At 55.4% G+C, this 21,993-nt stretch carries 15 protein-coding genes and 2 pseudogenes; 7 read left to right on the forward strand and 10 right to left on the reverse strand.

From position 1 onward, the window contains the following. Positions 1 to 56: 56 nt before the first annotated feature. Positions 57 to 1,166 (forward strand): alcohol dehydrogenase catalytic domain-containing protein, encoded by a 1,110-nt coding sequence (locus tag AB5975_17915; GenBank protein ID XDR18508.1) that lies wholly within the window; start codon positions 57 to 59, stop codon positions 1,164 to 1,166. 104 nt (positions 1,167 to 1,270) lie between these two features. After that, entirely contained in the window at positions 1,271 to 2,275 is a 1,005-nt protein-coding gene (locus tag AB5975_17920) for an AraC family transcriptional regulator (protein XDR18509.1), read from the forward strand. Between the two features lie 419 nt (positions 2,276 to 2,694). On the opposite strand, the gene AB5975_17925 is transcribed toward AB5975_17920, so the two are convergent. The 5 genes and pseudogenes from AB5975_17925 to srpA all read right to left on the reverse strand — a co-directional run bounded on the left by AB5975_17925 (position 2,695) and on the right by srpA (position 9,124). After that, entirely contained in the window at positions 2,695 to 2,988 is a 294-nt protein-coding gene (locus AB5975_17925; GenBank protein XDR18510.1) for a LysR family transcriptional regulator, read from the reverse strand. Then, positions 2,975 to 3,358 carry an antibiotic biosynthesis monooxygenase gene (locus AB5975_17930; GenBank protein XDR18511.1) on the reverse strand — a complete coding sequence of 128 codons (384 nt, stop codon included), beginning with the start codon at positions 3,356 to 3,358 and terminating at the stop codon, positions 2,975 to 2,977. The genes AB5975_17925 and AB5975_17930 overlap by 14 nt, the downstream gene beginning before the upstream one ends. 52 nt (positions 3,359 to 3,410) lie before the next feature. Continuing rightward, entirely contained in the window at positions 3,411 to 4,823 is a 1,413-nt protein-coding gene (srpC, locus tag AB5975_17935; protein XDR18512.1) for a solvent efflux RND transporter outer membrane subunit SrpC, read from the reverse strand. Next, positions 4,813 to 7,961: pseudogene (gene srpB / locus AB5975_17940) on the reverse strand (solvent efflux RND transporter permease subunit SrpB). The gene srpC and the pseudogene srpB overlap by 11 nt, the downstream one beginning before the upstream one ends. Before the next feature lie 13 nt (positions 7,962 to 7,974). Further along, positions 7,975 to 9,124 (reverse strand): annotated as a pseudogene (srpA, locus tag AB5975_17945) (solvent efflux RND transporter periplasmic adaptor subunit SrpA). A gap of 227 nt (positions 9,125 to 9,351) precedes the next feature. On the opposite strand from srpA, the gene srpS reads away from it, so the two are divergent. After that, positions 9,352 to 10,131, forward strand: a complete 780-nt coding sequence (srpS, locus tag AB5975_17950; GenBank protein ID XDR18513.1) for a solvent efflux transporter transcriptional repressor SrpS — start codon at positions 9,352 to 9,354, stop codon at positions 10,129 to 10,131. 5 nt (positions 10,132 to 10,136) lie between these two features. After that, a complete protein-coding gene (locus tag AB5975_17955) occupies positions 10,137 to 10,787 on the forward strand; it encodes a TetR family transcriptional regulator (protein ID XDR18514.1) in 651 nt (216 codons plus the stop codon). An 18-nt stretch (positions 10,788 to 10,805) separates the two neighbouring features. On the opposite strand, the gene AB5975_17960 is transcribed toward AB5975_17955, so the two are convergent. The 5 genes from AB5975_17960 to mhpT all read right to left on the reverse strand — a co-directional run bounded on the left by AB5975_17960 (position 10,806) and on the right by mhpT (position 18,594). Continuing rightward, entirely contained in the window at positions 10,806 to 12,449 is a 1,644-nt protein-coding gene (locus AB5975_17960; protein ID XDR18515.1) for an acetolactate synthase large subunit, read from the reverse strand. Between the two features lie 194 nt (positions 12,450 to 12,643). Next, positions 12,644 to 14,392 carry an FAD-dependent oxidoreductase gene (locus tag AB5975_17965; GenBank protein XDR18516.1) on the reverse strand — a complete coding sequence of 583 codons (1,749 nt, stop codon included), beginning with the start codon at positions 14,390 to 14,392 and terminating at the stop codon, positions 12,644 to 12,646. A 373-nt stretch (positions 14,393 to 14,765) separates the two neighbouring features. Then, the gene (locus AB5975_17970) at positions 14,766 to 16,007 is read right to left on the reverse strand and encodes an MFS transporter (protein XDR18517.1); all 1,242 of its coding nucleotides are present in this window, start codon (positions 16,005 to 16,007) and stop codon (positions 14,766 to 14,768) included. 62 nt (positions 16,008 to 16,069) lie between these two features. Beyond that, entirely contained in the window at positions 16,070 to 17,338 is a 1,269-nt protein-coding gene (locus AB5975_17975; GenBank protein ID XDR18518.1) for an OprD family porin, read from the reverse strand. 41 nt (positions 17,339 to 17,379) lie between these two features. Next, entirely contained in the window at positions 17,380 to 18,594 is a 1,215-nt protein-coding gene (gene mhpT / locus AB5975_17980) for a 3-(3-hydroxy-phenyl)propionate transporter MhpT (protein XDR18519.1), read from the reverse strand. 401 nt (positions 18,595 to 18,995) lie between these two features. On the opposite strand from mhpT, the gene AB5975_17985 reads away from it, so the two are divergent. The 3 genes from AB5975_17985 to AB5975_17995 all read left to right on the forward strand — a co-directional run bounded on the left by AB5975_17985 (position 18,996) and on the right by AB5975_17995 (position 21,972). Then, entirely contained in the window at positions 18,996 to 20,483 is a 1,488-nt protein-coding gene (locus AB5975_17985; protein ID XDR18520.1) for a SulP family inorganic anion transporter, read from the forward strand. Positions 20,484 to 20,494: 11 nt separating this feature from the next. Continuing rightward, positions 20,495 to 21,346: a universal stress protein gene (locus tag AB5975_17990; GenBank protein ID XDR18521.1), complete on the forward strand. Its 852-nt coding sequence runs from the start codon at positions 20,495 to 20,497 to the stop codon at positions 21,344 to 21,346. A 92-nt stretch (positions 21,347 to 21,438) separates the two neighbouring features. Beyond that, positions 21,439 to 21,972: an NUDIX hydrolase gene (locus AB5975_17995; protein ID XDR18522.1), complete on the forward strand. Its 534-nt coding sequence runs from the start codon at positions 21,439 to 21,441 to the stop codon at positions 21,970 to 21,972. Positions 21,973 to 21,993 lie beyond the last annotated feature (21 nt).

Here is a 21,993-nt window from a genome sequence, read left to right on the forward strand (position 1 = left end):
TTAACGGCTCCCAAGAGCCCCACAGCCCTGACAACGAAAAAAAGAGGGTTTGCTTCATGCCAGGTACGATGTTGGCCGCTCGCCTCCACGAAGTTGGTGGCAAATTTACCGTGGACGAAATTCCTCTTCCTGATGTTGGAGAGCATGACGTCCTGATCAAAACTGCCGCCTGCGCTGTTATCCCCAATCTGCGCAACGTCGTCACAAATTTCCCGGAGTGGTACCCGTTTCTACCGCTGCCTGAGCTGCCTGCTGTGTTCGGTTTGGACGCCGCTGGCACCGTGGTATCGGTTGGTCGCTCTGTGAAAGATTTCAAGGAAGGCGACCGGGTCTACGTCAATCCTGGACTGAGTTGCGGTACATGCAAACAGTGCCTGGTCGGACTTCCGACGCGGTGCGCTAGCTATACCTTCATGGGCTATTTCGGATTCAGCCCGTCTTCGAAAGAGGTATTCCGCGAGTATCGCCATGCCGGGTACGCCCAATTTCTCCGAGCACCTGCGCGTAACCTGATCACTTTGCCTGACGACTTGTCATTCGAGCTAGCCACACGCCTTGGATACCTAGGCACTGCTTACTCTGCGTTGAAAAAGCTCGAACTCACGCCAGGTCAGAGCTTGCTGGTACTGGGGGCTTCTGGAACCTTGGGTATCGGTGCGACACTGGCCGCAGTAGCGATGGGCGTGACGGATATCATCGTGGCAGCACGAGATGGGACTGCACTCGAACGGCTCCGCCAACTGGCCCCAAAGCGCATTCGCACGCTGCAAATCACGAGTACCGACTTGCATTCAAGCATTCGTGAAATGGCTACGTGCGGAGTTGATGCAGTCGTTGATACGCTTGGCGCGAAGGCTCCGGCGGAGCTTTCTGTTTCGGCCATGAACGCCGTTACGTCGGGAGGAAAGATCGTACAGATCGGCGGTGTCAGCGGACCTATTCCTATCGATCCTCACCCGTTCATGTGTACACAGCTTCAGTACATCGGCTCCCTGTGGTTCACCACCGCAGAAGCCCAGGAGCTGATGGCGTTGATCAGAACGGGATTGCTCGACACCAATCAGTGGGCACCTCGACCCTACACACTGGACCAGCTCAACGAAGCCCTTGAAGACATCAAAACCGATGCCAGCGGCTTCCTGAACTACTACATCGTGCACAGCTAATGGCGGAGCAGGGCGACGATACAGATCGTCGCCATGACGTTGTTCTCAGTTCCCTTTTGTTGCTAGGTTGCTCGTATAACTCATTGCCTTTTTGAGGGCTCTCTATGGCCTGGCCCAACGTCGCCCCATTCGTACCATCTGATCAGGTTCTCGCGGATTTCAGCGTCTGCGAGTCGTCGAATCTTGAGGAGGCAGTGCTGTGCGGTGAGCGGATGTTTTGCAAGAACCGGCTTGAAAAAAAGGGAACCGAGTTCAAGGCTCAATTTTTTCATCGGTCGGCTGGCGAGGCTGGGGTTGCCAGAATGTCCTTTGGGGGAGAGGTCGCTATCCATCCAGGGAAGCTGGATAATATCGTGCTGGTCCAGTCGGTCCTCACTGGCCATGAACACGTGATCAGTGATCAGTTACGCCTCAACTGCAACCCGGGGCATGCCACCGTTTTCAACTACCACCGGCACTCCTTCTTCAATCATTTCCCTGGCACTGACAAGCTGCTCGTCCGTATTGATCGAACGCTGCTGGAAACCATGCTTCAACGTCAGCTGGGGAGGAGTATCAAGCAGGACATTTCCTTTCAGCCTCAGTTGCCAATGGATACCTTCGCTGGCCAGAATTGGCTGCAGACACTGGGGTGGGCTTACAGCCAGCTGTCGTCCAAGTCATTACATTCATCGCATCTACAAAGCCTAATTGGTGAGGTGCTGGCCTCTTCTTTGCTCGAGTTCCATGAAAGTAATCACAGCCAGGCGCTGCGGGATTCGGCCGAAAAGAAAGTAGTCCCCGCGGTTGTACGGATGATTGAGGAGTTCATGGAAGAGCATGCTCAAGAGCCCCTCACGATCTCGCAGATTGCAAGGCACGCTGGCGTGACTGCTCGAACAGTTCAGCTGAGTTTTCAACGCTTCCGCGGACTGTCACCGATGCAATTCTTGAAGGAGATTCGCCTGCGGCGCGTTCGTGTAGAGCTCGAGACCCCGCAGCATGCTCACGTTCAAGTTTCGTCCACCGCATTGAAATGGGGCTTTACCCATCTCGGTCGATTTTCCTCTGATTACAAGCAGCGATTCGGAGAATCACCTTCCATGACGATCAAGCGGAGAGGGGGATAAATGAGCTTTGTTCAGCGTCTGCTAATAGTGTAGTCCTATGATAAATTGTAGTTGAACAAGCAGGGTGGTGTTGAGCGAAGAAGTCTATCGATAGTGACTATTATTATGTTTGATTTCACCGGTTGGAGGTTTTCCATTACTGTACATCTCGATGAAGTGAGGCGCGGTACCCTTCCTTGTACCAAGCGAGTGTCCTTCATTGCCCTTTGGTGTTGCCGCTTGCCCGCAAGCGGCTTTTTTACCAAAATTCTTTAAGTCGTTGCTTCTCAGATGAGCGCGTAGTGGCCTTAATTTTGGCTCCTTGGATGGTATAAATAACCTCCCTTTACTATGGCCGTTAGGCCATAGTTTTTTTACGTCTTCGATTTGGAATAGGGTGAAGCCGCCTGGGGGAAGGCGGTTTAAATATTGCACTTAACTTACTGAGCGCTCTCTTTATCCACGCTGGCGAGTGCCTCCTGCAAAGTGTGGAATGCAGGTCCTAGAGCAGTAGCGAGCTGGTCAGCGCGCTCTGTTGGTATCCAAGGCCGCTTACCCAAAAAGAGCTCATCGCCAAATCGTTTGCGAAGCTTGGCTATGGTATTGCTGATGGCTGGCTGTTTTACCCCCAAGCGTTGGGATGCTCGTGTCACTCCTTTCTCTTGGTACACCACCAAGAAAGTGATTAAACTATGTAAGTCTGCATTCAGCAAGATTTTTTCAGGGCTCTGCATGTTGGCTCCGTATTTCACTATCCATAAATAATGATCTGAAGCAGATGCTTCGGCAGCTGGATGTCAAGCACGCTATCAACGCTGCGAAACTCGAATTTGAAAAATGATCAATCATATCCTTTTCGTTGGTCCAGAAGCCGCTAATAATCATCGAGCTGAAGTATTTGTTTAGCGCGATTATCGAGTAGCTCATGCACCCCGGCTCGGTGCGGAGCACGTTGACCAGCTCGTCTATGGCTAAAAGAACATCATCGTCAGGACGCTTATCAAAGCGAACCTCTATCGCGCTTGCTGATGTCAACGACATTGCTATTGCTCCCGATTTAAAATTGGCGTTGGCTCGCCACTTTAGGTCGAAGAATTTATTCAAGCATTCTCTTGAAAAGTAGGGCAGCACTTCTGTAAGGCGCTGCCCCAGATTCTCAGTTCTGGCTTACGCTCCAGCCGCCCCCAAGGGCTTTGTAAAGCTGGACTTCACTGTTGATTTGATCGAGCTGATCATTCAATAGCTTCTGTTGTGAGGCGAACAGTTCGCGTTGGGCATCCAGTACTGTCAAGTAGCTATCAATGCCCTGGTCGTATCGCTGCTGCGCTAAGCCAAAATACGATTTGTAGTTATCAACCAATTCGTTCTGAGCACGAAGCTGCTTGCCATAAGTTCCCCTCGCAGCGAGGCCGTCGGCTACCTCCCGGAAAGCCGTTTGGATACTCTTTTCATAAGTCGCAACGCCCACATCCTTCTGAATTTCAGCGTAATCGAGATTGGCTCGCAGCTTTCCTGCATTGAAGATCGGCACACTGATTTGTGGAGCGAAGCTCCAGCTTTCAGATCCGCCGTTGAATAGTCCGTCCAGATCGCTGCTGGCTGAGCCCGCTGACGCTGTCAGGCTTATGCGTGGAAAAAATGCCGCACGAGCCGCCCCGATGTTTGCATTAGCGGCGATAAGCTGATGCTCGGCAGAACGGATGTCCGGTCTGTTTAGTAGCAGATCTGCTGGTAGCCCTGCTGGAACCTTCCCTATGGCACTCATGGCCAGTGGCAAGTTTTGTGGCAAATCAGTTGGAATCTTGCAGCCCAGCAACAATTGCAGTGCGTTTACATCCTGCGCGATACGCCGGGTGTACAAAGCCTGCTGTGCTTGGGCTTGGTTAACCAGCGTCCTCGCCTGTCGAACATCCAGCTCCGACGAAGTACCCGCCGCTGCACTGGACTCGATCATTGCCAGGCTTTCGACATAGCTGGTCAGCGTCGCTTCGGTCAGCTCCAAAAGTGCTTGGTCGGTTCGCCACAGAAAATAAGTGGTTGCCACATCGCCTATCAGTGCGATCTGAACGCTGCGTTGCGCCTCCTCAGTAGCCAGATACTTTTCAAGCGCTTGGCTGGACAAGCTTCGGATTCGGCCAAATAAGTCCAACTCGTAGGCAGTCACCAGGCCGACTTGGTACTGGCTATCGATCCGAGAATCGCCGGTGGGGGACAAATCATCAGGCAAGCGGGTTCGATTTCCAGATGCTTCGCCATCAAGTGTGGGAAACCGCTCCGCTCGTTGGATACGGTAAAGCGCTCTGTAGGATTCAACATTTTTGGCAGCGATTCGAAGATCTCTGTTGTTCTCCAACGCCGCATTGAGGAGGCGGACCAGCGCTGGATCTTTGAAGAAATTTTTTGCCTCGGGGAGAGCCGCCGCGATACTACGCTGGTCTCCCTGCCCGCCGTAGGCCTCGCCCGTTGGCCATTGCGCCTGCACGGGGGCGGCTGGCTGCTGGTAGTCGGGCATCAAGCTGCATCCGCTGAGCATCAGCAATGCAAAGACGGGGAGCGACTTAAACTTCATGAGTCACCTCCTTGACCGCTTTTGGCTTTCGTTTCATGAGCCCCTCGAAAAGCTTGACAACTACCACGTAGAACAGCGGAACAAAGAAGACGGCCAGCACGGTTGCTGTGATCATGCCTCCGACGACGCCCGTAGCAATGGAGTGCTGGCTCCCAGCGCCTGCGCCCGATGCAATGGCCATCGGCAGCACACCGAATGTGAATGCCAGCGAGGTCATCAAAATCGGACGCAAACGCAGCTTGGCGGCCTCTATCGCAGCTTTGACGATCGGATAACCTTCCTTTTCATACAGCTCTTTGCGAACTCCACGATTAGGATGGCGTTCTTGGCGGACAGGCCAACTGTCGTCATCAAGCCCACCTGGAAGTACACATCCGCCGTCAGGTCGCGCCAAAGCGTTGCCAGCACGGCGCCCAAAATACCCAGAGGAACAACCATGATCACCGAGACCGGTACCGACCAGCTTTCATACAGTGCGGCCAGGCACAGGAATACGATCAGCACAGTCAATGCGTAGAGCAACGGTGCCTGGTCGCCAGTCTGTATTTCTTCATAAGAGAGACCGGTGTAGCTCAGGCCGATGCCAGCAGGCAGCTTTTGCATGATTTCAGCGATGGCAATCATCGCGTCACCAGTGCTGTATCCAGGGGCTGGCTCGCCGAGGATGTTCAGGGAAGAAATGCCACCGTAGCGCTCCAGCTTCGGTGAGCCGTTCGCCCACTCACCGGTTGCAAACGCCGAGAACGGAACCATCTGGCCAAGGCTATTGCGCACGTACCATTTATCGAAGTCTTCTGGAGAGATTCGCGAGATGTCTTCGCCCTGTACGTACACCCGTTTGACCCGACCGCGGTCGATGAAGTCGTTGACATACATCGAGCCCCAGGCTGCCGACATCGTTTCGTTGATAGACGCGATGCTTACCTGCAGCGCACGGGCCTTTTCGTCATCAATGTTCACCTGGAATTGCGGCTCGTCGTCCTTACCGTTTGGACGCACTGCTTGGAGTTTGGGGTTTTCGCTTGCCAGTTGCAGGAACTGGTTTCGAGCTGCCATCAATGCTTCATGACCAAGACCTAGGTTGTCCTGTAGGTACAAGTTGAAGCCCATCGCGTTCCCCATTTCCAGAATGGCAGGGGGCACGAACGCCATGACGCTGGCATCTTTGATCTTGGCAAAATGCTGATTAGCCCGTTGCGCGATGCTGAATACGTCTTGCCCAGCGCCGTGACGCTCCTTCCAATCCTTAAGGGTAATCAGTACCAGCCCCGAGTTCTGACCACGACCAGCAAAGTTGAAACCATTCACCGTCAGGAAGTGCTCAACCAACGCACCTTCATCATTGCTCAAGTAGTCTCGCACCTCTTGAAGCACACCCTCGGTGCGCTCCGCTGAAGCATTTGCCGGCGTACGCACTTCGATCATCATCAAGCCCTGATCTTCGTTGGGCAGGAATGCCTTCGGGATCTGGGTGAACAGATAGCCGGTTCCTCCAGTGATCAGCAAGAACGCAAGCAGGTATCTACCGCGCCCCTTCAGCATTGCACCGACGCCTCGCTCGAATCGCAGAGTGCCGCGGTCGAAGATGCGGTTGAACCAGCCGAAGAAGCCCTTTTTCTCGTGGTGGGAAACGCCTTCCGGAGCTTTGAGGATGGTCACGCAAAGTGCTGGAGTGAACACAAGCGCGACAAAGATCGACAGTCCCATGCAGACCACGATGGTGATCGCGAACTGTTGATAGATGATGCCAGCGGATCCACCAAAGAAAGCCATCGGTACGAACACAGCCGACAGCACCATGCCGATACCCACCAAGGCCCCGGAAATCTGGTCCATTGACTTACGGGTAGCCTCAAGTGGCGTCAACCCTTCGTCGTGCATGAGCCGCTCAACGTTCTCGACCACGACGATCGCATCATCGACCAGCAAGCCGATGGCGAGCACCATGGCGTACATGGTGAGTACGTTGATACTGAGGCCGAAATAGGGCAGAAGTGCGAATGTGGCGAGCAGCACCACGGGAACTGCCAGGGTGGGGATCAGTGTGGCCCTGAAGCTCTGTAGGAACAGATACATAACCAGGAAGACCAGTACCACCGCCTCAAAAATAGTGTGTACTACCGACTCAATCGAGGCATCAACGACAGGTGTTGTATCGTAGGGATAAACGACCTCCACGCCATCTGGCAGATAGGCCTTCTGCTCCTCCATCAGCTTCTTGACAGCTTCTACGGTCTCCAGCAGGTTGCCACCGGTGGACAAACGCAGCGCCAGGCTTGCGGTTGGGGAGTCCTTGTATTTCGCGGAAATGGCGAAGCTGTCAGCCCCCAGTTCGGCACGTCCGACATCCTTCACTCGTACCTGTGAGCCGTCCGCGTTCACCTTGACCAAGATCTCATCGAACTGGCTAGGCGTTGTCATGCGCGTCTTGCCGAGAACGGTGGCATTCAGCTGGACGCCTGAGCGAGTTGGTAGTCCACCCAACTGGCCAGAGGACACTTGGACGTTCTGTTCCCGGATAGCATTGGCTACATCAGTAGGTGTCAGCTGATAGCTGTTGAGCTTGCCTGGATCTAGCCAGATACGCATTGCGTAAGGCGAGCCAAACAGCTGGAAATCACCGACGCCTGGAATGCGCGAAATGGGATCCTGAAGCTGTGAAGCGATCAGGTTGCCCAGGTCGAAGTTATCGAGCTTCCCCGAGCGATCCACCAAGCTCATGACCAAGAAGAAATTCATCTGGTACTTCACTACGCGAAGCCCCTGACGCTGAACTTCCTCCGGCAAACGAGGTGTCGCCAGTTGCAGCTTGTTCTGCACCTGAACTTGAGCGATGTCCGGATCGGTCCCCTGTTCAAAGGTCACGATGATGGTCATGCTGCCGTCAGAGGCGCTCTCAGCCGACATATATCGGAACCCATCAAGACCACTGAGCTGTTGCTCAATGACCTGGACCACCGTGTCCTGGACGGTTTGTGCAGAAGCACCTGGGTAGCTGACCTGGATCGAAACGGCAGGGGCCGCGATGTTTGGATATTGGCTAATCGGCATCTTGGCCAGCGAGAGCGCGCCGGCGAGCATTGCCACGATAGCGAGAACCCAAGCGAAGATCGGCCGGTCGATAAAGAAGCGAGACATTTACGGCGCCCCCTCAGTTAGCCGAGGCTTCAGTGGTAGCGGCGAAGTCAGCTACCAAATCCACATTTTTGGCTTCTACCGCATTGACGGCGATGCCGCTGCGGACACGTTGAACACCTTCGGTCACGATTCGCTCTCCCTCGGATACGCCTTTGCTGATCAGCCAGGCGTTGCCCACAGTTCGTAGGGTCTGGACCTCGCGGGCCTCAACAGTGTTGTCGGCCTTCACCACCCAGACACTTGGCACGCCACGCGTATCGCGGCTGATGGCTTGTTGTGGAACCAGGATCGCCGCCTGCTGCACACCTTCCTTCAGGAGGGCGTGAACAAACATGCCTGGAAGCAACTTGCGATTAGGATTCGGGAATTCGGCGCGAAGGGTTACTGAACCTGTGGTCGGATCAACGCTGACCTCAGAAAACTTAAGGGTGCCCGGGATTGGGTAAGCACTACCGTCATCCAGGGTCAGGCTGACTTCGGCCTGGTTCTCACCTGTCTTCTGAAGTCGCCCTGACTCCAATGCCTGTTGCAGGCCCAGCAGCTTCGTGATCGGCTGAGTGACGTCAACATAGATCGGGTCCAGCTGAGTAACAGTGGCGAGCGACTGTGCTTGACCGTTAGTAACGAGTGCACCCTCGGTAACTGTCGACCGTCCGATGCGGCCTGAGATCGGCGAAAGCACACGGGTGTACTGAACGTCGATACGAGCGACCTGATAGTCGGCCTCCGCCTGTTTCCATGCGGCAAGGGCATCGTCGTACTGCTGCTTGCTCACAGCCTTGGTTTTCAACAACGTTTCATATCGTCGCGCCAGGTTCTGCGCAGTAGTTCGATTAGCTTCGGCCCGACGCAATTGCGCCTCATAGGTACGCGGGTCAATTTGATAGAGCTGCTGACCCAGCTTGACCTCAGTCCCCTCAACAAAGGACCGCTTTTGAAGGATCCCCGATACTTGTGGGCGCACTTCCGCTACCCGGTAGGCCGAGGTCCGGCCGGGCAGGTCGGTTGTTAGGGTCAGAGATTGTGAGCGGACGGTGTATACGCCCACGTCAGGGGGGGGGCGGAGCTGAGGCGACGTGGTCTTTTTCACCACAGGCGGTCACCAGCATCAGCGCCGTTAGAGGAATTGCATGTAATGCACGCGAGGATCGTATCTGTCTCACCGATTTGCTCCATCTCTGCGCCCCCTATGGCGGGGACTTGTAATTGCTGAATCACAATGTGGGCAAGTGTATCATTATGCGGTACGATGAGCGCAAGCAAGCAGTAACGACCATCGGTCGAACTTTGGTGAGATGGGTGTTTGGAACGTGTGACTGGCTAGGCGAGGCACGGAGCTCTAAAGTGGCGGCCATAACAGATGCTGCAGCGGTGCACGCTGAGGAGAGATATGAACCAATCAGACGAAATCGGTGGAAAGGCGGGGGGTATTCAAGTCATCGCCAGAGCTGCTTCGATAATGCGAGCCCTTGGCAGTCATCCGAATGGCTTGAGTTTGGCGGCTATCGCGCAGTTGGTCGGGCTGCCGCGCTCTACCGTCCAGAGAATCATCAACGCCCTGGAAGAAGAGTTTTTGGTTGAGGCATTGGGCCCTAGCGGAGGCTTCCGCCTTGGGCCGGCGCTTGGCCAGCTCATCAACCAGGCACAATCAGACATTCTTTCGTTGGTAAAGCCGTACTTACGCTCATTGGCGGAGGAGCTTGAAGAGTCGGTCTGCCTGGCTTCTCTAGCCGGCGATAAAATCTACGTGCTGGATCGCATCGTGTCAGAACGAGAGCTGCGTGTGGTGTTCCCGATTGGCATCAATGTGCCCGCCGCTGCGACCGCCGCAGGTAAGGTCCTTTTGGCAGCGCTGCCTGAGGAGTCACTCCCAGCAGCACTCAGTGATCAACTTCCAGTGTTCACCCCAAACACGCTCGAACGACAGGCGCTGATCAAACAGCTGAGTGAAGTCAGGGCGAGTGGGGTGGCAAGCGATCTGGATGAACATATCGATGGCGTTTGCTCATTCGCAACGCTTTTGGATACCTACCTTGGCTATTACTCCCTCGCAGTCGTAATGCCGAGTTCCAGAGCGAGCAAGCAGTCCGACACCATCAAAAAAGCTCTGCTATTGAGCAAGCAGAATATAGAGCGCGCCATCGGTCGCGCGTCAAAGAAAGCGCCCTAGTTAAAATGGCCAGGAAGACGGTAGCCGAGGCTGAGGAGACACGACAGCGCATCATCGACGCGGCTGTCGAGGTGTTCGCTGCCCAAGGAGTTCCAGACGCTACGCTGGACCAAATAGCCCGAAAGGCAGGCGTCACTCGTGGCGCCGTTTATTGGCATTTCAATGGGAAGCAAGAAGTACTTCAGGCGGTGCTGACATCGCGGCAGCATCCACTTGAATTGGAGTTCTCCGCCGACGACGGGATCGAACTCTCCTGGGAAGCAGTGGTGACCGCCATGCTTGATGCTGTTAACAGCCCCCAGTCAAAGCAGTTCTCGGAAATCTTGATTTATCAGGGGGTGGACGAATCGGGTCTGATCCATAGCCGCATGGAGCAAGCGAGTAATCGATTCCTGCAGTACATTCATCAGGTGCTTAGGCATGCGATTATTCAAGGTGAATTGCCGCAGACTCTGGACCTTCACACTTCGATAGCCGTCTTCAAAGGGTTGGTCACCGGGTTGCTTTATGAGGGCCTACGCAGCCAGCATCAACCGTCTCAAGTCATCAAAGCCGCGCTGAGATCATTCTTGGCGTTGCTCAAGGAGCCTCCTCGCCACTTTCTGTGTGAGGAGGTTCAAGTTCCGCAAGCCTCAACAGAGTACTGTCAGCAGTAGCGCCGTTTCTGCCACTGATTACACCGCCAGCGCTCGCTCGCGCAGTTCACTGTTCAGGATGCGGTCGTTCTCGCTGTAGTCGACCGGGCAGTCAATGACGTGAACGCCGGGGTTGGCAATACAATGATCCAACAGTGGCAGCAATGCATCCGCGCTTTCCACCCTGTGTCCATGGGCACCATAGGCTTCGGCGTATCTGACGAAGTCCGGATTACCGTAGTCCAGACCGAAATCGGTGAAGCCCATGTTCGCCTGCTTCCAGCGGATCATGCCGTAGCCGTCGTCACGCAGGATTACCACGGTAATGTGCATGTTCAGGCGAACCGCGGTTTCCAATTCCTGGCTGTTCATCATGAAGCCACCGTCGCCACACACCGAAATCACCGGGCGATCCGCGTACACCAAATGGGCGGCCATGGCTGACGGCAGGCCGGCGCCCATGGTCGCCAGGGCGTTGTCGAGCAGCACGGTGTTGGGCTTGTGCGCCTTGTAGTTACGGGCGAACCAGATCTTGTAGATGCCGTTGTCTAGAGCGACGATGCCTTCGGACGGCAGCACGCGACGGATGTCGGCCACCAGGCGCTGAGGATAGACCGGGAAGCGGTCATCGTCGGCGCCTTCGGCGATCTGGGCTTCGTTGGCTTCACGAATCGCCATGAGACGGGTGAAGTCCCAGTGCGAGGTGTCGCCCAGACCTTCAGCGATCTGCCAGACGGCGTTGGCGATGTCACCGATCACTTCGATCTGCGGGAAGTACACGGCGTCGACTTCGGCAGAACGGAAGTTGATATGGATGACTTCAGTGCCGCCACGGAGCATGAAGAACGGCGGCTTCTCGATCACATCGTGGCCGATGTTGACGATCAGGTCGGCCGCTTCGATTGCACGGTGCACGAAATCACCGGACGACAGCGCAGCATTACCCAGGAAGCGCGGGCTGCGCTCGTCAACCACACCCTTGCCCAGCTGGGTGGTGACGAACGGGATACCGGTCTTATCGACCAGTTGCTTGAGGACCTTGGCGGTCATCTTGCGGTTGGCGCCGGCACCGATTACCAGGATAGGGCTGCGTGCGGTGCGCAGTTTCTCGATGGCAGCTTCGATGGCCACGTGCTCGGCCAGCGGACGGCGGTGCAGGCTCGGTGGAATTGGCAAGCTGTCGGTCTGCTCGGCGGCGATGTCTTCCGGCAGTTCCAGGTGCACGGCGCCCGGTTTCTCTTCTTCAGCCAGACGGAAGGCTTCGCGCATGCGTGCCGGGATGTTGTCGGCCGAGGCGAACTGGTGGGTGTACTTGGTGATGGGGTCCATCATGCCGCACACATCGATGATCTGGAAGCGGCCCTGCTTGGACTTCTTGATCGGCTTCTGGCCGGTAATCATCATCATCGGCATGCCGCCGAGATAGGCGTAGGCGCTGGCGGTCACCAAGTTGGTCGCGCCAGGGCCGAGGGTCGACAGGCTGACGCCGGTCTTGCCGGTCAGGCGACCATAGGTGGCGGCCATGAAGCCCGCGGACTGCTCGTGACGGGTCAATACCAGCTTAATCTTCGACTTGCGCAGGGATTCCAGTAGGTCGAGGTTCTCCTCACCGGGAATGCCGAATACATACTCGACACCTTCGTTTTCCAGGCATTGCACAACGACATCAGCGGCCTTAGCCATAGTTCACCCTCATCGCACTCGAGGCAGTTTGGACCTGAGAGGGAGGCGCAGCAGCAGGTGCGCCACTCTCCCACGGGCTCTTATCGGTTGGTTTTTACATCTAGTGTTTGCAGCGCAGCGGCCGAGTGGCCTCCAGCGCAGTTGGAGCAAATAAAAAGAAGGCCCGGCATCGAGCCGGGCCTCCGAGGTAATGCTTAACCGAGGACGCTTTGGAGAGCCTGCTGCAGTTCTGAAACTGCTTCGTCGGCCGACCAAACAGCGTTGCTGTGCCGCCAAGCGACATAGCCATCAGGTCGAACCAGAAGCGCGCCTGCCTCGTGAATCTCACGAACCGATTGCCAATCGCAGTAGAGGTCCGCGGTCCCTTTTGCGCCTGTTACAACGGTTTTCAGGAATGGCTGGTTTAAGCTTTCTGCAGCAGCCACCCATGCCTGGCCGGCAAGGCCCGTGATAAGCGTCATTTGCCCTTTACCCACGACATCGAGTGTAGAAATCCGGTGGCCGCTTTCGTTAACTAGCCAAGCGTGAGGAAGCTTGGCACCAGGGCGAGTGGTAGCCTGCAGGTACAGTTCTTTGTCACGAGCCCAGAGTTCAACACCATCCCTAGGATCAGCTTTAACGGCAGAGGACACGTAGCGCTGGTTCAGCTCGACACCTTGAGCGTTGAATTCGCGACTCTTGATTTCCAGCGCCTTCTGCAGGTTCATGCGAACTTCCACACCAGCCGGGCTGGGGTCACGCATGCGATCAAGCAGCTTGGCGATGGTGTCCACGCCATTGCCAAAGTTGAAGCACTCTTTCAGCAGGGCATAGTCCTTACGCGACTGGTTGGCACGTGCCACGATCTGCTTGCCCACGGGAGCACGCTCTGCGGTGTAGCTTTCCAGCAGATTCGGATCGGCAAAGCCTTTAAGAACGTAAGCCAGCTTCCAGGCAAGGTTGAAGCCATCCTGCATACAGGTGTTGGAGCCCAGGCCGCTTGATGGTGGGTGACGGTGAACAGCGTCGCCAGCACAGAACACTCGGCCACGGGAGTACTCGGTGGCATGTGCTTGGTTTACATACCAGGTCGACATGCGTTCGATCTGAACTTCCAGCTTGGGATCACCGACCAAAAGACGAATCTTGTCTAGTACCACTTCTGGGGATAGATCCGGAGCGCCTTTGGTTATGTCGAAGCCCCAACCCGCAATCCACTGATCCCACGGACGGATGGCGCGCAACAAACCCATGCCGATCTCACCGAAACCAGCTTCTGGAGTAGCGATCCACTGCAGGATACTTGGACGGTGTTCTACGTACTTGCTCAGGTCTGCGTTGAAAATGACGTAAGCGGTTCCAGCCCTTGCCATCTCGCCTACGATCGGTAGGTCGATTTCTTTGGCTACTTTGGAGTTGGCTCCATCGGCGCCCACCAGATACTTCGCTCGGACCTCGTATTCGATACCGGTCAGAACGTCCTTCATGCGAGCAGTTACACCTTCGGCATCCTGCTTATGGCTCAAGTATTCGGTGTTGAAGCTCACTTGAGCACCGCGTGCTGCAGCATGCTTGAGCAGGATAGACTCCATTTCAGGCTGGATGAGATCCAGCATGGTGCATGGACTGCCCTGGACGTAGTCGCCCTTGCGTTTGTCGCCAGTGCCCCAGGTGCGCATACGTGCGATTTCTTCACCTGCCAAACTGGTGGTGAACAGCGTATCGCCCATCTGATCCCAGGGCGTGGCCGCTCTCACCACCTCCTCTTCCAACCCAAGGTCACGCACGACCTCCATGGCACGCTGGTTCGTGATGTGAGCGCGCGGCGAGTTTGCCAGCCAGTTGAACATGGTGACCATTTTTACCCGCACACCGTAGGTGGCGAGTGCTAGGGCAGTGGTCGCACCAGCAGGGCCAGTGCCGATCACCAAAACATCGGTGTCAAAGCTATTGGAGGTAGTCATTTTCTTATTCTCCAGGCGTTACAAAGGTCGTTTCGAGCTCGCAAAGGCTCGGATCAGTTTTGGTGCTGGAAACCGGAACGCCGACGAACTAGGCGTCAGGTAGTGCCAGCTTTTAAGGACGAACGTCAGAACGCTGCGACTTAGAGTGCGCGTATGTGATGAGGGGCTGCTGCATGGGACCTCCGGATATTTATTGTTCTTTAGGTTCAGGGCAATCAGGTCAACGCAAAGTGCGAGGAGTAGCCTGCCGCCAACCCATGCTTGCATGCCAGCATGCAAGCATGGCGTAGACAACGAGGCCGAAGCTGCATTTCGTCAGCCTCTCTAGTGCCTGCTTTTGCCCATCCCCTGGGGGCACTCAGCGCGCAAGCAGTTAAGTTTTTTCAACCGCTTCAATTTCTTCTCTTTCTGATATGGGGCGACAAGTAGCTATCATACCTACCAGAGCAATGAGGGCCGCAGCTAGGCAGAAACTCATCAACAGCAACGCTGCACTCAAGGCCGGCATCAGCTCGTAGAACCAAGGAAGAGTCACACTAATCCCTGCGGAGAAAAGCATTTGAACAGTCCGGAGGAGTCCTGAGGCGGTGCCTCTATCCTCCGTTGCCGTTGAAAGTGCACTGTGGGTTGCTGCTGGGGATACCAATCCAAAAAAATAGATCGTTAGGCTGGTAAATACGACAAGCATGGTTAACGAAATTTCGCCGAGCGTTCTCTGCAGTACGAGTGCTGCGATGCTAATCAGTAAGCCTGAACAGCCGATCACCATGACCCTTCTGTCGGTCCAGCCTCGACGGTTCAAGGCAGCGGTGGTCAAGGAGCCAAAAAACGCGGCACCTGAGATGAGAGAAATAAGCAATGAAAATTGAAGCCCCGTTACAGAGTAATCACCGTAAAAAATTTTTGGCGAAGCCGTGATGAATACGAACATGATGGTAAAGCAAGCGGCATAGATGATTGATGAGCAGGAAAAAACCAGGTTCTTCAAAAATGCCGCGCATCGAATGACTGCTGAGGTGAACGAGATTTGCTTACGCAGGGTCGGTATAAGTGTTTCTTTATAGGTTAAACAGAGCCCAAGCCAAATGGCGGCCCCCGCCAGCGCCTGTACCAGGTGAACCGTACGCCAGGACCAGAAATCAGTGATCACGCCGCCAAGCAATGGCGCGATCAATGGTCCGAGACCCACAACCGCCGTCAAGCTGGCTATATGGGTGCGTGCTGTCTGTTCTGGAAGACTCTCTCTGACAATCGAGAACGGAAGGGCAACACATGCACCGGCAGCGGCACCCTGGAAAGCTCTAGCCACAAGCAGAGCCGTGAAGTCACTGGAGTGTGAACAGGCTAAAGCTGCGAGGCTGTAGCATAATAGGCTGACTAGTAGCGTGATGCGACGACCGAAGCGATCAGCGATCAGCCCGCTGACAAGAGGTGTTGAGCAGAACCCAGCGAGGAATATCGCCAAGGTCAACGAGCCTTTTCCCCCTTGCACACCCAGTTCATGCTCCAAGTTAGGAATCCCAGGCAAGGACATGTCAATTGACATTGGGCCAAGCGCGCAGATCGCACCAAACAGAAAAGTAAACCAGATCCCTAGTGTGCTGCGACCTGTCATGCTCAACTCCTATGTCGTCACTCTTTTTCTTCCCCGGATTGAAACGGCACTAGCGCGTCGTTTCACCACAAAGCAAATGTGTAGTCGACGTTCACTCGCAGCTCATTGTCATCACGGTGAGTAGCGCCAGGACCGAAATCATTTCGATACCAAGCGTGCCTTACTCGGAGTGCCACATCTTTGAAGGTACCGCTCTGGATGACATAGGAAAGCTCGACGTCTTTTTCCGACTCTTTGAGATTGCCGCCGCCAAGGTTCGGAAGATCAATGTTGTCCCCGCTGACGTAACGCAACATGCCCTTCAGTCCTGGGACGCCAACCCCAGCGAAGTCATAGTCGTACTTGACCTGCCAGCTTCTCTCTTTAGGGTTTAGGAACTCCGAGCTTAGGGTGCCTTCGGTTATCACCAGAGGCTCAGTACCAAAGAGATAGGGCATAGCGGTATCGCCGGTCAGCTGCATGAAGCCAACGCCGAGACGATGCACGCCGAGCTGGTAGGTCATCATCAATGCAGTATTGCGGTTGTCTACCTGCCCAGCTTTTGCGGATCCATTGTCTTTGGAGTCATAGAAGCGGAAGTCGGAAGTGAGCCGTCCTGAACCCAGCTCACGGGTGTCGACGAAACCGAGGTAGTTCTTGTCGTAGATGTCTTCCAGCTCTGCGTAGTAGTACTTGAGGGTTAGGTTTTTGGACCAGGCGTAATCGCCGCCCAAGAAATAGAAGGCATCAGACTCCGCAGCTCCGTTGAAACGTCCGTTCGGCGCTGAAACTCGCATCTTTTGGTAATCAGTTGAATCTCGTAGGTTGATTCGGTCCAACCACCCCGCGTGCAGTGACAAATTGCTGATGTCTTGCGAGCGCAGGTAGGTCCCGCGGAAAGTCTGTGGCAGCAGCCGTGTTGGACTTGCGAATGCGATCGGCAAGAACGTACTCACAGTGCCGTACTGCAGCTCGGTTTTGGAAACTTTGATCTTCGCTGTGAGCCCTAGCTCGGAGTAATCCTTAGCGGGCTCCCTGGTGGCGGCAGAGAACGGCAAGAGGCCAGTGCCTACCCGGTCTGGTGAGGAGTCCAGGCGCAAACCCATCATGGCTTGAGCATCCAATCCAAAGCCGACCACGCCCTCGGTGAAGCCCGAGTTGAAATTGACGATGAAGCCTTGGGCCCACTCTCGCGCCGCAGCTTGCGGCGTCTGGTTGATGTAATTGCGATCGAAGTAATAGTTGCGCAGCGTTACCTTAGCTTTCGAATCTTCCACGAACCCGGCTGCCTGGAGTGAAGCAGCATGCATAGCCAGCAGCCCGGCGAATGCAATAGTTGTTGATTTGCTCATGTCGTGTCTTCTTTTTTGTTTTTGTGATGACGCAATTTCGGTCAAACCGCTGAAGCACTCAGCTCAGGGCGCTTCTTCAGAGACGAGAGATAAAGCAGCGAGATAGCCGCTAGAACGATGCCCGGCGCCGAGGCCAACATTACGCCGCCCGCACCGGCCCCCAGGACCATCATTTTTCCTACGACGAGTGGTCCCGTCATGGCACCAATACGACCGACAGCGAGTGCTGCGCCGGTCCCGGTCGCCCGGCCATTGGCGGGATAGAACTGAGGAGCAAGGGCGTAGAGCACGCACTGGCCACCCGTTGTGAAGATGCCGGCCAAGAATCCTGCACCGATCATGGTAGGGAGTGAAGCCGCCACGGTCAGGCAGGCCAAGGAAATCAGAATGCCCCCATAAACCAGTGCCGACATGGCCCAGATAGGTAGGCGATCCATGGCAACGCCGAGCATCAACGTACCCACGGCCGCTCCAAGCTGCATGGCCAATACGACGACGCTTGCCTCGCTCGGTTTGAATCCCTGTCCAATCAGGATGCTTGGCAGCCAGTTGATCAGGATGTAGGTGACCATCAGTGTGAAGAAGAAGCTAACCCACAGGAGCAGGGTTTTCTTCAGTGCACCGCCTTCAACCAGGATGGCTTTGGTGGAGGGAACTTCGATCGTGGTGGTGGCTGCAATTGATTGCTTGTACACGTCGGGCAGGAAGAGAACCAGCAAGGGAACGATGACCAAAGGGACCACGCCGCCGACGTAGAAGACGAGCTTCCAGCCAGCCCCGAAATCCAGCAGCCCAATGGCGGCTGCCAACGCGGCCCCCAGCGGTACACCGCAGTACATCAAGCTTACTGCCGTGCCTCGCATGCGCTCACCAGCGGCTTCAGAGGCGAGTGCGATCAGGTTGGGCAGCGATGCTCCCAACCCCACGCCTGTCAGGAGCCGGGCGAACAGCAACGCGCTGAAGCTCCAGGCAACCGTAGTGACGAGGGAGAAGATGCCGAATAGTGCAACCGAGACGATGAGTACTTTCTTCCGGCCATAGCGATCAGCAAGGCGGCCGCCAATGAAAGCGCCTGGGAGCATACCAAGTACGCCAACACTGAAGACCCAGCCCATTTCCAGCTTATCCAAGCTGTAGTCGGCAGACATGCCGTGAGCCGCGATCCCTGGGGCTTGGAGATCCAAGCCTTCCATCAATGCTACGAGGAAGCAAAGCGCGATGGTGATGAAAAGTTGTAACCGTCTGGCCAACTCCACCCCTCAGCACACAGACCAGCTCGGACAAGAACGGGTGGAAAACAAAGCCTTGCCCGCAGGTATACCCATTGAATAAGCCTGTATCTGACGTAGGTCATGCAGAGCCTGCCAGCGGGTCGCAATCGACGATGGCTTCATTGTATACTTCGGCTCCGCATACCCCTTGAGCTACAGGAACATCAGCATGACTGTACTCCAAACGATCTACTGGCAGCCTACGCCGCCTTAGCGCTACGCCCCCTCGCAACAACCTGCTTCCGCTAGCCTCGCTCGCGGGTGCTCACTGCTGTACGCCTGGTTTTACACCTTAAGCACACAGCAAAAAATCCTCAAAATTTGAATTTGTATCGATTCGCTCGCCACTCCCTTGGCGTGCGCGATGCTTTGCCTTGGATATTTATATGCTGCAAAAACTTAGACAAACGTGGTTTTCCAACGTCCGTGCCGACGTGCTCGCGGGGCTGGTGGTCGCACTCGCGCTGATCCCGGAAGCCATCGCCTTTTCCATCATCGCCGGGGTAGATCCCAAAGTCGGTCTCTACGCCTCCTTCTGTATCTGTGCTGTCATCGCCTTTGTCGGCGGGCGCCCCGGAATGATCTCGGCGGCGACAGGCGCCATGGCACTGCTGATGGTTACGCTGGTAAAAGAGCATGGACTCCAGTACCTGCTGGCCGCGACGCTACTATGTGGCGTACTTCAAATCCTTGCCGGCTACCTGAAGCTCGGCTCGTTGATGCGCTTTGTTTCACGCTCGGTAGTCACCGGCTTCGTAAACGCATTAGCGATTCTGATTTTTATGGCGCAATTGCCTGAGCTGACCAATGTCACCTGGCATGTCTATGCCATGACCGCTGCGGGCCTGGGAATCATCTACCTGTTCCCGTATGTACCGAAAATCGGCAAGGTGATTCCCTCTCCATTGGTGTGCATTCTGACGCTGACTGCCATCGCCATTTACCTCGGTTTGGATATCCGCACCGTCGGTGACATGGGCCAACTGCCTGATACGCTCCCGATCTTCCTCTGGCCTGAAGTTCCGCTGAATTTTGAAACCCTGCGCATCATTTTCCCGTACTCGGCTGCGTTGGCAGTAGTGGGTCTACTCGAATCAATGATGACCGCGACCATCGTCGACGACCTTACCGACACCACCAGCAACAAAAACCGCGAGTGCAAAGGCCAGGGTGTGGCCAACATCGCTGCCGGCATGCTTGGCGGCATGGCAGGTTGCGCCATGATCGGCCAGTCGATCATCAACGTGAAATCTGGTGGCCGCACCCGTCTCTCGACATTGTGTGCCGGCGTTTTCCTGCTGCTGATGGTGGTATTTCTTGGCGAGTGGCTCTCCAAAATCCCTATGGCGGCACTCGTGGCTGTGATGATCATGGTGTCCATCGGCACCTTTAGCTGGGATTCCTTGCGTAATCTGAAAGAGCATCCGCTGTCGACCAACCTCGTCATGGTGGCGACCGTCGTGGTCGTCGTGGCCACTCACAATCTGGCTTACGGCGTACTGGTAGGTGTGCTGCTGGCCTCCCTGTTCTTCGCAAACAAGGTCGGGCACTACCTGGATATCAAGAGCACTCTTGAAGAGACGAAATCGCATCGGACTTACCGCGTCGTGGGCCAGGTGTTCTTTAGCTCTGCGGACAAGTTCACTGAGGTTTTTGACTTCAAGGAGGCGCTCAACAAGGTCACCATCGATCTCACACAGGCGCATTTCTGGGATATCACCGCCGTCGCAGCGCTGGATAAGGTCGTGATCAAGTTCCGACGCGAAGGCGCTGAGGTTGAAGTGCTCGGTCTCAATGAAGCCAGCGCGACAATCGTTGACCGCTTCGGCGTGCATGACAAACCCGGTGCCATCGACAAGCTCATGAGCCACTAAGGAGAACGACAATGACCCGCGTAATGGCATGCATTGATAACTCACAATCCTCATTGGCGGTCTGCGATTACGCAGCATGGGCCTCGCAACGACTCAGCGCTCCCCTGACCTTGCTTCATGTGCTGGATAAGGAGAAATATCCTGCATCCGCTGACCTCAGCGGCAATATCGGTCTCGGTAGCAGAGAACATCTGCTGGAAGAGTTGGCCATGCTGGATGCGCAGCGGGCAAAACTGGCGTTGGAGCATGGGCAGCACATGCTTGAAAAAGCTCGCGAGCGAACAGTTCACTCTGGCGCCATGTCACCTGATATGAAGCAGCGCCATGGCCATCTCGTCGAGAGCCTGAGCGATCTCCAAGACGATATTCGGTTACTGGTGATTGGAAGAGTCGGTGAGGACAGCACGCGCAGTGCCCAAAGTCTTGGCAGCCAGATTGAAGCGATAGTCCGAACTATCCACCGCCCCACCCTGATTACAACCAGCCATTTCAGGAAACCTGAAACGGTCATGGTGGCATTTGACGGCAGCGCAACAGGCCACAAGACCTTACAGATGCTTGCTTCAAGCCCGCTGTGCGAAGGCCTGCCAATTCATATCGTCATGGTTGGAACGGATTCTGAAGACAACCAGAACGCGCTGGAGAAGGCACGAACCACGCTTGCGTCTTCCGGCTCGCTGGTGCATTCCGAGATCCGCCCAGGCGAAGTAGAGTCCACACTGCATGCGTATCAGGCAGAGCACGGCATTGACCTCTTGGTCATGGGGGCGTACGGGCACTCACGCATCAGGCACTTTCTGATAGGCAGCACGACCACGACGATGCTGCGTACATCCACTGTACCCTTATTGCTGCTTCGCTGAGCCAGTTCCACTGGCCACAGTATTTCCAGAACTGAGGAAATACCGTGGCCACCCTGGACGATGACTAACTGATCTTGCCGCTACGAGACCACATGCAACTCATAACTGAAATTGTTCACCCCGAGCTGAAATCCAAGCAGGGCAGAGTATTCCGTCGACATGCAGCTCGCGGCATCGTGATGCGGGGTGAACAGATCCTGTTGCTGTTCACCGAGCGCTATAACGATTTCAGCTTTCCTGGAGGCGGCCTTGATGGTGACGAGGACATTGTCGCAGGCCTGAAGCGTGAGCTTGAGGAAGAGACTGGTGCTCGTGAAATACAGGTGCTCCAGCACTACGGTTACATCGAGGAGTACCGGCCCTACCAAAAGCCACAGTACGATCTGATGCACATGACCTCGCATTTTTATCAATGCGAAGTAGCGCCCCAGCTAGAGCCGGTGAGAATGGAAAGCCACGAAATCGCTAATGGTATGCGGCCTGTCTGGATCAACCTGCATGAAGCCATCGCACACAATGAAGCCGTCATGCAGCGTCACGAGTCTTCGATGGGGCAGTCAATTCTGCGCGAAACCTACATGCTGAGAAAAGTCGCTTCCGAATTGTTGATGCCAATCAGCCTTTGAGCTGACTATTTGGCGAAGTCC

The organism is Pseudomonas putida, assembly GCA_041071465.1.
Taxonomy (GTDB): Bacteria; Pseudomonadota; Gammaproteobacteria; order Pseudomonadales; family Pseudomonadaceae; genus Aquipseudomonas; species Aquipseudomonas putida_P.

What these genes read in the sequence shown, in the direction of transcription:
- AB5975_17915 (XDR18508.1), top strand. Translation starts at nt 57, where the DNA reads ATGCCAGGTACGATGTTGGCCGCTCGCCTCCACGAAGTTGGTGGCAAA.
- AB5975_17920 (XDR18509.1), top strand. Translation starts at nt 1,271, where the DNA reads ATGGCCTGGCCCAACGTCGCCCCATTCGTACCATCTGATCAGGTTCTC.
- AB5975_17925 (XDR18510.1), bottom strand. Translation starts at nt 2,988, where the DNA reads ATGCAGAGCCCTGAAAAAATCTTGCTGAATGCAGACTTACATAGTTTA.
- srpC (XDR18512.1), bottom strand. Translation starts at nt 4,823, where the DNA reads ATGAAGTTTAAGTCGCTCCCCGTCTTTGCATTGCTGATGCTCAGCGGA.
- srpS (XDR18513.1), top strand. Translation starts at nt 9,352, where the DNA reads ATGAACCAATCAGACGAAATCGGTGGAAAGGCGGGGGGTATTCAAGTC.
- AB5975_17955 (XDR18514.1), top strand. Translation starts at nt 10,137, where the DNA reads ATGGCCAGGAAGACGGTAGCCGAGGCTGAGGAGACACGACAGCGCATC.
- AB5975_17960 (XDR18515.1), bottom strand. Translation starts at nt 12,449, where the DNA reads ATGGCTAAGGCCGCTGATGTCGTTGTGCAATGCCTGGAAAACGAAGGT.
- AB5975_17965 (XDR18516.1), bottom strand. Translation starts at nt 14,392, where the DNA reads ATGACTACCTCCAATAGCTTTGACACCGATGTTTTGGTGATCGGCACT.
- AB5975_17970 (XDR18517.1), bottom strand. Translation starts at nt 16,007, where the DNA reads ATGACAGGTCGCAGCACACTAGGGATCTGGTTTACTTTTCTGTTTGGT.
- AB5975_17975 (XDR18518.1), bottom strand. Translation starts at nt 17,338, where the DNA reads ATGAGCAAATCAACAACTATTGCATTCGCCGGGCTGCTGGCTATGCAT.
- AB5975_17985 (XDR18520.1), top strand. Translation starts at nt 18,996, where the DNA reads ATGCTGCAAAAACTTAGACAAACGTGGTTTTCCAACGTCCGTGCCGAC.
- AB5975_17990 (XDR18521.1), top strand. Translation starts at nt 20,495, where the DNA reads ATGACCCGCGTAATGGCATGCATTGATAACTCACAATCCTCATTGGCG.
- AB5975_17995 (XDR18522.1), top strand. Translation starts at nt 21,439, where the DNA reads ATGCAACTCATAACTGAAATTGTTCACCCCGAGCTGAAATCCAAGCAG.